The sequence below is a fragment of the Psychrobacter sp. 4Dc genome (assembly GCF_002836715.1).
GTDB lineage: Bacteria > Pseudomonadota > Gammaproteobacteria > Pseudomonadales > Moraxellaceae > Psychrobacter.
In genome coordinates this window covers 1-9,739 of record NZ_PJAT01000009.1, presented here as the reverse complement: position 1 = coordinate 9,739, position 9,739 = coordinate 1, and the positions used below count along the sequence as shown (strand labels likewise).

Here is a 9,739-nt window from a genome sequence, read left to right as displayed (position 1 = left end):
GGACAGAGGAACAGTCGTTACCGATAGCTATACTACGAAATCCTAGTGACAACGAGATAAAGCGCGCTCATTGTCCCGACGCTCCTTATGTTTAACTACTTTTAGCTAAACATAACTTAGTTAATCAATATTCTAGTACCGATGAATAGTCACTCCTATAAGTGGTCGACTCATTTCCTGACGTTCAAAATCCCAGTTATGCCCGTGCCAAAAGTGAGCAGTTTTATCATTGTCATTGAAACCAATCATTACTATCTCTAACGGTAGTTTCGTGTTTTGAATATGCTGTAAGTATGCTCGAGCTACCAGCATCAGCCGATACAATAGAAAACCTGATGAAGGTGCTGACGAATGAATATCGGTAAAGCATGGATAGTCAGCAACGACTTTATGATGCTCTGATAGCACACTGTGATAGGTAGGGCTTGATAATAGTTTTTGCATGTTCGAAGGAATATCTAAGATGCGATGAGCAGTGATAGGATCGTCATTAGGGCTTGGGTCATCAGCCAATGTTGGAAACTGATAAGGCTGGTTGCTCGTCAATACCCCTAGCGGGGCGGTCTCGGCCATTTGCTCCACTACTGATATATGATTGCTTCTAGGCGGTAGGCCAAAATGCAGCTTACTGTCACCAATCTGCCGAAAAAACAGCAGCTTAGGCAGTAAACTAGCTAACTGATGGCTGGCAAAGAAATCAGCGTGAATAAAGTGATTAAATAACACCAAGACATCATCGGGCTGTAACAACATCTCAAGCTGAGCCGTGGTGACAGCAGGATTATTTGCAATTAGCACGACTCGTTTAGCTTGATCTAGTGCAGTTTGTATAACGACTGGTAGTATTAAGAAAGCAGACTTCGCTGTGCTTATATCATCAAATGTATATTTGCTATTCTCTGACAGTGCGATACTCTGTTTAAGTATTGGTTTTTCTGTATTGGACTCTATATTAGACATAGCAACCTTAGTTAATGTGAACTTTTGATTGCTACTTTAGCATTATTAGCGATTTTTATAGAAAAATTGACGATGTTAGTATGCCTATTACTTTTGCCTTAAATAAGTAAAGCCCTTAAAACTTATACTTGATCAAATTTTTTCACGCTTATATATGAAGCCTTCTTCATCATAAATTTGATAAGTAACATCTAATAACGTTTCCAGTAATTCAGACTTATCGAAATGCCTGACACTCATCACGATTGGCGAAGTCAATATCCCTTCTTCTAATGGTATATAGGTTATCTCTTGATGACGTAAATGCTCAAGTGTCTTCGGTACGATAGTCAACCCTTCTCCTGCTGCTACTAACCCTAGGGCAATATGCAATTCACGTACTTCCATGAAATAATTCGCTTTCAAATTACGATTTTCAAATAGTTCTAATACGTAATCAATGAAACTCGGCCTCGGTGCTGTTGGATAAAGTAAGAGATTTTCATTTGTTAAATCGATCAAGCTTAAACTGTCGCGTTTTTCTTTTGATAACGGGTGTTCGATAGGAACAGCAACTACTAAATCTTCCTCTCTAAGTACCATTCGCCTAATGGAAGCATCTTCAAATAACAACCTGCCAAAACCTACATCTATCTTCCCTTCTGTCAATGCTTGCGTTTGTTGCCAAGAGTTTAGCTCATACAATTTAACCTCGATATTCGGATGAACTTCTCTGAAACGGGATATTACTCTCGGCAATATGCCATACAATATAGATGATACAAAACCTATTGAGAGTGAATTATCAAAATTCCCCTTACGAATAGTCATAGTACGCAGGTCGTCTGATTTTTTTAAAATTTGTATCGCATGATCATAAAAAAACTCGCCAGCCTCAGTGAGTTTCAAGGGACGGTTCTCCCTATCGATGAGCGTAACGCCAATCTCTTCTTCCAATTGTTTTATCTGCCGGCTAAGTGGTGGCTGCGAGATGTATAAACGAGCAGCTGCTTTATTGAAGCTTTTTTCTTCTGCCACAGCTATGAAATAGCGTAAATGTCTGAGTTCCATTATTCTTCCTTGATTGACTTCCTATTGTTTCTATCCTAAGTCGTTCTAATTTCTTCCCTTTTATCTATCACCTACTTCATATACAAAATTTCCATACCTAAAGAACATAACATACCACCTACCTTCCGACAAAATACCTAAAAAGTATTAAAACAAGACTAAATAGGTCTTAGACATGTCGATATTTAACACCTATAGTTCTTATTAAGCATAAGGAAGCCAAAATTTTATACTAAGGATAGATATGATTCGTTCAATTAATACTTTACTAGTACCAATACCTACTATTCGAGCGCACAAACTGGCTTGTACTGTGATGAATGAACAAGTATTGGTTCTGGTGCATATCCAAACCGAAGATGGCTACGAGGGTTGGGGCGAAGCAACGACGATTGGCGGCTTAAGTTATGCTGAAGAAAGTCCTCATAGTATCAAAACTAATATCGATACTTACTTTACCCCTCTCTTGATGAAGGAAAAGCCTACAAGCACAGCAAAAGCAATGCAGCTATTGAATACCCACATCAGCGGCAATCGTTTTGCAAAATGCGCGATTGAAACTGCTCTACTCGACATCGAAGGCAAAAGACTCAGCCTACCTATCAGCGAGCTCATCGGTGGTCGCATCCGTGATCGTATTGAAGTGGCATGGACACTTGCTAGCGGAAATACTGATACCGACATCACTGAAGCTCATCGAATGATTGAACAAAGAAAACATCGGATTTTTAAACTAAAAATAGGCAGCAACCCTATTCTTGATGATGTTGCCCACGTATTGGCTATCAAAAAAGCGCTGCCTGATTGCCGCATTACGGTTGATGTTAACCAAGCATGGACAGAGCTTGAGGCAATGCAAGGTATTAGCCTATTGCAAGCTGGCGGCGTTGATTTAATAGAACAACCTGTCTCAATGCGCAATAAAGCCGCACTAAAACGCTTAACCGAACATTTCGATGTAGCCATTATGGCGGATGAAATTGTCCAAGATCCTCAGAATGCCTTTCATTTAGCAGCAGATCATTATGCTGATGTTTTTGCCGTGAAAATAAATCAAGCAGGCGGATTAAAAGCAGCATGCTTAATCGGACAAATGGCACATCTAGCAGGTATCGAGCTCTATGGTGGCACCATGTTAGAAGGTCCTATCGGCACGGCCGCATCCGCCCATGTATTCTCAACCTATCCCAGTTTAAATTTCGATACAGAACTTTTTGGTCCTTTACTATTAACCGAAGACGTTTTAGTACAGCCTCTTGATTATCAAGATTTTGGTTTAAATGTACCTACGGGCGCAGGTCTTGGTATCGAAGTAGATAGCGATAAAGTCTATCACTACGCCAATCAAGCAATCAATAATTCACTTAAATCATCGAAGCCGCAATTTGCCACTAATGCTCAAACTGAAATACTGTAACAGCTAAAAAAATTACCCGTCATCAAATATAAGGAAATAATTATGTTATACCACGTCAGAATGGATGTCTTAATCCCAACAGATATGGATGCCGACAAGGTCAACGAGCTTAAAGCCACCGAAAAAGCATTATCACAAAAGCTCCAAGAGCAAGGTAAATGGCGTCATATTTGGCGCATAGCCGGTCAGTATTCTAACTTCAGCATCTTTGATGTTGAGAGTAATGAAGAGCTACACGACATTATGATGTCATTACCGCTCTATCCGTACATGAAGGTTGAAGTGACACCATTGTTACGTCATCCATCATCTGTTCGTAGTGATGACAGCTAAAGCAAGCCAGTACAGCTGATATCAGAATCTATAAAAACTGAGTAAGAATACTCACTGTAATTACCCCTTAATAAAACAGTCCTCAACAAGGAGAGAGACATGGAACGCAGCCAAATTGAAGCATTAGCCACTCAGTTCATCAAAGGCAAAATCGACTTCCCTGAGCAAGTAAATCCACGCGTACAAGAGATTGTCTTGCGTATCGTGACCGACCTTATGCAAACCATTAACGACTTAAAAATCACCGCCGATGAATATTGGTCTGGAGTTGAATTCATTGGTGATTTAGGCAAAGAAGCCGGTTTGTTATCACCAGGTCTTGGTTTTGATCACTTCATGGACTTGATGATTGAAGAAGATTTAAAAGCAGCAGGTCTTGATGGCGGGACTGTACGTACTATTGAAGGTCCACTCTATGTCGCTGGTGCGCCAGAAGAAAAAGGCTTTGCGCGTCTAGATGACGGCACTGACCTTGACAATGGTACCGTGCTATTTATGCAAGGCACTGTTTATGGTGAAGACGGAAAACCTCTTCCAAATGCCAAAGTTGAAGTATGGCATGCCAACAGCTTAGGTAACTACTCTTTCTTTGATGAATCACAGTCTCATTTCAACTTGCGTCGTAGCATCATTACAGATGAGAACGGCAATTATGCATTCCGCAGCATCGTTCCGCTAGGTTACTCGGTACCACCAGAAGGAATGACGCAAAAAGTATTGGGCGCGCTAGGACGTCATGGTCATCGCCCAGCTCACATTCATTTCTTCGCCAGTGCTGACGGTCATCGCAAACTGACCACGCAGATTAACATCGATGGCGATGAGTACCTATGGGATGACTTTGCTTTTGCAAGCCGCGAAGGTTTGGTACCAGAGGTAACAATGGTCGAAGATGCGGACAAGCTAAAAGAAAAAGCGCTGGATAAGCCTTACGCAAGTATCGACTTTGACTTTCATTTAGTAAAAGATATCGACCAAAACGTCCAAGGCAGCGAAGTAGAACGCCGCCGTGCTCAAGGTTAACGAGCACTCATATTAAATAGCATTCATTAATAACGATTAGCGACTTACGTTTGATATGTCCTCAGTTGTCGTATCAAACGTTAGCTTCTAATCTCATTTTATACCGTCATTATACAAGGAAGGCAGCCATGAGCGAGCGTATCAATCTAGTACCTGAAGGATCAGACATCACTATTGATGATTTTTTAGAAGAGAACAGTGAAAAAGGGATTTATCGCCTGCATCGTAGCGCCTTCACTAACGAAGAGTTGTTCGAGCTTGAGATGAAGTACATCTTTGAAAACAATTGGGTGTATTTGGCTCATGAGTCTCAAGTTCCTGATAACAACGACTACTACACCTCATACATTGGTCGTCAGCCTGTTATTCTTGCCCGCAATAAAGAAGGCGAGCTGCACTGCATGATTAACTCATGCTCACATCGTGGTGCACAGCTCTGCCGACATAAAAAAGGCAATAAAGCCACTTACACCTGCCCATTTCACGGTTGGACCTTTAACAACTCAGGTAAGCTGCTTAAAGTTAAAGACCCAAGACACGCCGGCTACCCAGAATGTTTCAATAAAGAAGGTTCACACGACCTAAAACAAGTGAAAATGGCCAATTATAAAGGCTTTATCTTTGCTAGCTTAAATGATGATGTTCAGTCAATTGAAGACTGGCTTGGTGGTTCTACCAAAATTCTTGACATGATTGTCAATCAGTCGCCAGAAGGTCTAGAAGTTCTACGCGGCACATCAACCTATACCTTTGATGGTAACTGGAAACTGCAAGCTGAAAACGGTGCTGATGGCTATCACGTATCAGCTGTGCATTGGAATTATGCGGCTACCACTGCACGTCGTAAAGAACAAGAAGCAGTCAAAGAAGACAACATCAAAGCCATGAACGCTGGAAAATGGGGACGTCAAGGTGGCGGTTTCTACTCTTTTGAAAACGGACACATGCTGTTATGGACACAGTGGGAAAACCCACAGGACCGTCCAAACTATGCCTATCGCGATGATTATGTCGCTAAATACGGTGAAGCAATGGCGGACTGGATGATTGGACGCTCACGTAACTTATGCCTATATCCAAACGTCTACATTATGGATCAGTTCAGCTCACAAATTCGTATGCTCCGCCCTATCGCGGTTGACAAAACTGAAGTCAGCATATGGTGTATCGCACCAAAAGGCGAAAGCGATGAGTCACGTGCACGCCGTATCCGTCAGTATGAAGATTTCTTTAACGTTACTGGTATGGCAACACCTGATGACTTAGAAGAGTTCCGCTCATGCCAAGAAGGTTATAACGGTATCAAACTTGAATGGAATGATATGTGCCGAGGCTCCGAGCACTGGATTCAAGGAGCAGATGAAGGCGCTGCCGCTATTGACCTAAAACCTTTAATGAGCGGTGTTAAGACTGAAGATGAAGGGCTATATACCGTCCAACATCGCTACTGGCATGAAGAGATGAAAAAAGCTCTAGAGCAAGAGCAGCAGCTACACGGTGCTAATAGCGACTAATACATTTTTATTATTACTCTGCTATTTATTGTAGAACTGACAAAAAATAAGGATATCAATCATGAAAAACACAACTGTTAACATTGAAGACATTAGACAGTTTCTATACCGTGAAGCGCGTTTATTGGATGAGAAAAAATGGGAAGAATGGCTCACTTATTACGATGAAGACTGCCCTTTCTGGATGCCAAGTTGGGATGATGATGGTCAGCTCATCAGCGACCCACAACGAGAAATTTCGCTGATTTATTATCCGGACCGCCGTGGTCTTGAAGATCGTATCTTCCGCATCGAGACTGAGCGCTCATCAGCGACCATACCTGATACACGTACCACGCACAATTTATCAAATATTGAATTACTCGAAAACAATGACGGTATTGTGACGGTGCGTTTTAACTGGATCAACAAGTCCTTTCGCTATCACGAGACCAACACGTATTGGGGTTACTCTCAGTACAAAATAGACATGACTCAAGACCAACCAAAAATTTTGGATAAGTATGTGGTCTTAAAAGACGACTATGTTCATCAAATCATGGATGTCTATCACGTCTAATCATTATTCACTCATTACTTAGTCACTAGCTTTTAATTAATACGTGTTGAAAAGGGATATTTCTCATGGAATATAATATTGCTCTACAGTTCGAAGACGGCGTCACGGGCTTTATCAAGTGTGAAGCCGACGAAACAGTTGCCGAAGCAGCGTATCGTCAAAAATTTAATATCCCTGTGGACTGCCTAGATGGTGCTTGCGGTACTTGCCGTTGCCATTGTGAATCTGGCAGCTATGACATGCACCCTGATATGTATATCGAAGATGCACTCACAGAAGCTGAAGCTGGAGAAGGTTATGTACTCACCTGTCAGATGATTCCTGAAAGCGATTGCGTAATCAAAGTACCAACCTCCTCTGAAGCTTGCAAAGTCGGCAAGTCTGTATTCAAAGGCAAATTACAGCAGCTGAATGTACTTTCAGAATCTACTATTCATTTTGGCGTCGAAGTCGACAATCCAGATGCACTAGTATTTTTGCCAGGCCAGTATGTCAATGTCAGTATTCCTGATTCTAACGAGACACGCTCCTATTCATTTAGCTCTATACCTAGTGCCAATCAGGCCGAATTTGTCGTCCGCAATATTCCTAATGGTAAAATGAGCACCTTTTTATCTGATACTGCAACTATAGGTCAAGAGATTAATTTTGAGGGTCCATTTGGTAGCTTTTACCTGCGCCCTCTAATCCGCCCGACCCTATTTCTAGCAGGTGGTACTGGTATCGCACCTTTTTTATCGATGCTAAAAAGTTTAGAAGTGTCTGGTGCTCATCATCCTGTCAGGATGGTCTACGGCGTCACCAACGACTTTGATCTTATAGAAGTTGAGAAACTAGAAGAAGTCAAACAAAACCACCCTTGGTTTGACTACCGCACCTGTGTCGCCACTGAAGACAGCCAGCATGAGCGTAAAGGCTATGTCACCGGTCATGTTGAAGCCGATTGGCTAAATAATGGCGATGTTGATATCTATCTGTGTGGTCCTCTGGCGATGGTCGATGCCGTTAGTAATTGGTTAGACACAAGTAGCCTCAAACCTAGCAATTTTTATTATGAAAAGTTCACACCTAGTGAGCAGTAATATAGCTCAATCAATATAGCGATAGAATACTTTTCTCTAGGAGACAGCAATGAGTAAACGCTTTGATAATAAAGTATGTGTCGTAACGGGTGCCGCACAAGGTATCGGTCGCGGGGTCGCATTACGCTTAGCAAATGAGGGTGGCAAGATAGTCATGGCAGACTTCTCACCTTTGGTAGAAGATGTGTTAGCAGAAATCGCTACAAATGGCGGGCATGCGACAACCATCCAAGCTGATCTTGAGACTTATCAAGGGGCACAGGATGTTATCGATAAAGCACTTGATACCTACGGTCGTATTGACATATTGGTCAATAATGTAGGCGGTGCAATATGGATGAAACCATTCATCAGTTTCTCTGAGATAGAGATTGAAAAAGAAATTAGTCGCTCACTATTTCCAACATTATGGTGTTGCCATGCAGTATTGCCATCGATGATCAAACAACAATCTGGCACTATCGTTAATGTTTCCTCCATCGCAACGCGTGGTATCAACCGTATACCCTACTCAACTGCAAAAGGCGGTGTAAACGCCATGACTGCATCACTTGCTTTTGAACATGCAAGTGATGGAATTCGCGTTAATGCAGTGGCAACGGGTGGTACTGAAGCTCCGCCTAGAAAGATTCCACGTAATACAAAGCCTTTAACTGATGAAGAGAAAGGCTGGATGAACGCAGTTGTTGATCAAACCATCGACAGCACATTTGTGAAACGTTACGGCACAATAGATGAACAAGTCAATGCCATCGCATTTTTGGCTTCTGATGAATCTTCCTATATCACTGGAAGCACTATTCCTGTAGGCGGTGGTGACGCAGGCTAATCTCTCTCGTCAGGTTATTAAGTAGCATAGCTTTGAACAGAGAATTATCTAATCGCTGCTGATTTGCAAGGAAGCAATATGGCAAACGTAATACACACATTGAAAGATGACTGGTCAATCTCTGCCACCGTAGCAGGTTTTTTGGCCGTACTGATTTCTTATGCTGGCCCCTTAATTATCTTTTTTCAGGCAGCACAAGCAGCGCAGGTGTCAGAAGCGATGATGGCATCATGGATTTGGGGTGTCTCCATCGGTGCCGCCATTCCTGGTATTTATTTATCTATTAAATATAAAACACCGGTTATTACAGCATGGTCCGCCCCTGGTACCGCTTTACTGGTTACCCTATTTCCACAGATGAGTATTAATGAAGCGATAGCCGCTTATATCGTATCAGCGATTGTGATTTTTTTAGTAGGCGCAACTGGATCTTTTGACAAAATTTTAAGATGGATTCCTAATGGTATCGCTGCCGGTATGATGGCAGGCATCCTGTTTCAATTTGGTTTAGAGTTATTTGTAGCAACCAATACGATGCCATTTATCGTGTTTAGCATGCTTGGCTGTTACTTAGTAGCCAAACGTTTTTCACCGCGCTATACCATGATTTGGGTACTGCTATGCGGTGTCATTTTGAGTGTTCTATTGGGTAAGATGAACCCTGTCGATATAGATTTAGCCATTACCATACCTACTGTGATATGGCCTGAGTGGACATGGAATGCCGTATTCAATCTTGCTGTTCCACTCATTCTTGTCAGCTTAACTGGACAGTTTTTACCTGGTATGGCGATTCTTAATCTTAGTGGTTATGACACACCAGCCAAGCCTATCGTCAGTATTACAAGCCTAGCTTCGTTAGCAGTCGCCTGTGTAGGGGGTATTACGATTGTCCTAGCAGCAATCACCGCAGCACTTTGTACTGGTAAGGATGCCCATGAATTAAAAGAGAAACGCTACATAGCAGGTGTA

General features: G+C 42.0%; 10 protein-coding genes. 8 read left to right on the top strand and 2 right to left on the bottom strand.

Annotated features, from left to right (window positions below; genetic code table 11):
- Nucleotides 1-132: 132 nt before the first annotated feature.
- Both CXF61_RS01035 and CXF61_RS01030 read right to left on the bottom strand, forming a co-directional pair.
- On the bottom strand, nt 133-960 hold the full coding sequence (locus CXF61_RS01035) for a hypothetical protein (protein ID WP_165596833.1): 828 nt from the start codon (nt 958-960) through the stop codon (nt 133-135).
- 132 nt (nt 961-1,092) lie between these two features.
- Complete coding sequence (locus tag CXF61_RS01030; protein WP_165596832.1) at nt 1,093-2,010, bottom strand: LysR family transcriptional regulator; 918 nt, start codon at nt 2,008-2,010, stop codon at nt 1,093-1,095.
- A gap of 244 nt (nt 2,011-2,254) precedes the next feature.
- On the opposite strand from CXF61_RS01030, the gene CXF61_RS01025 reads away from it, so the two are divergent.
- From CXF61_RS01025 to CXF61_RS00990, 8 genes are all read left to right on the top strand, one after another.
- Nucleotides 2,255-3,427: a muconate/chloromuconate family cycloisomerase gene (locus CXF61_RS01025; protein WP_165596831.1), complete on the top strand. Its 1,173-nt coding sequence runs from the start codon at nt 2,255-2,257 to the stop codon at nt 3,425-3,427.
- A gap of 42 nt (nt 3,428-3,469) precedes the next feature.
- Nucleotides 3,470-3,760, top strand: coding sequence for a muconolactone Delta-isomerase (catC, locus tag CXF61_RS01020; protein ID WP_011513602.1), 291 nt, complete (start codon nt 3,470-3,472; stop codon nt 3,758-3,760).
- Between the two features lie 99 nt (nt 3,761-3,859).
- Nucleotides 3,860-4,783, top strand: coding sequence for a catechol 1,2-dioxygenase (catA, locus tag CXF61_RS01015; RefSeq protein WP_165596830.1), 924 nt, complete (start codon nt 3,860-3,862; stop codon nt 4,781-4,783).
- Between the two features lie 128 nt (nt 4,784-4,911).
- Nucleotides 4,912-6,297, top strand: coding sequence for a benzoate 1,2-dioxygenase large subunit (gene benA, locus CXF61_RS01010; protein WP_165596829.1), 1,386 nt, complete (start codon nt 4,912-4,914; stop codon nt 6,295-6,297).
- A 61-nt stretch (nt 6,298-6,358) separates the two neighbouring features.
- Nucleotides 6,359-6,856, top strand: a complete 498-nt coding sequence (benB, locus tag CXF61_RS01005; protein ID WP_025643600.1) for a benzoate 1,2-dioxygenase small subunit — start codon at nt 6,359-6,361, stop codon at nt 6,854-6,856.
- Between the two features lie 65 nt (nt 6,857-6,921).
- A complete protein-coding gene (gene benC / locus CXF61_RS01000) occupies nt 6,922-7,938 on the top strand; it encodes a benzoate 1,2-dioxygenase electron transfer component BenC (protein ID WP_165596828.1) in 1,017 nt (338 codons plus the stop codon).
- 49 nt (nt 7,939-7,987) lie between these two features.
- Nucleotides 7,988-8,767 (top strand): 1,6-dihydroxycyclohexa-2,4-diene-1-carboxylate dehydrogenase, encoded by a 780-nt coding sequence (locus CXF61_RS00995; protein WP_165596827.1) that lies wholly within the window; start codon nt 7,988-7,990, stop codon nt 8,765-8,767.
- Nucleotides 8,768-8,845: 78 nt separating this feature from the next.
- Nucleotides 8,846-9,739 (top strand): benzoate/H(+) symporter BenE family transporter (locus tag CXF61_RS00990; protein ID WP_165596826.1); only part of this gene is annotated, 894 nt, incomplete at its 3' end.

Coding starts and splice junctions, on each gene's coding strand:
- catA (WP_165596830.1), top strand. CDS start 3,860: ATGGAACGCAGCCAAATTGAAGCATTAGCCACTCAGTTCATCAAAGGC.
- CXF61_RS00995 (WP_165596827.1), top strand. CDS start 7,988: ATGAGTAAACGCTTTGATAATAAAGTATGTGTCGTAACGGGTGCCGCA.
- catC (WP_011513602.1), top strand. CDS start 3,470: ATGTTATACCACGTCAGAATGGATGTCTTAATCCCAACAGATATGGAT.
- CXF61_RS01030 (WP_165596832.1), bottom strand. CDS start 2,010: ATGGAACTCAGACATTTACGCTATTTCATAGCTGTGGCAGAAGAAAAA.
- benC (WP_165596828.1), top strand. CDS start 6,922: ATGGAATATAATATTGCTCTACAGTTCGAAGACGGCGTCACGGGCTTT.
- CXF61_RS01035 (WP_165596833.1), bottom strand. CDS start 960: ATGTCTAATATAGAGTCCAATACAGAAAAACCAATACTTAAACAGAGT.
- CXF61_RS01025 (WP_165596831.1), top strand. CDS start 2,255: ATGATTCGTTCAATTAATACTTTACTAGTACCAATACCTACTATTCGA.
- benA (WP_165596829.1), top strand. CDS start 4,912: ATGAGCGAGCGTATCAATCTAGTACCTGAAGGATCAGACATCACTATT.
- benB (WP_025643600.1), top strand. CDS start 6,359: ATGAAAAACACAACTGTTAACATTGAAGACATTAGACAGTTTCTATAC.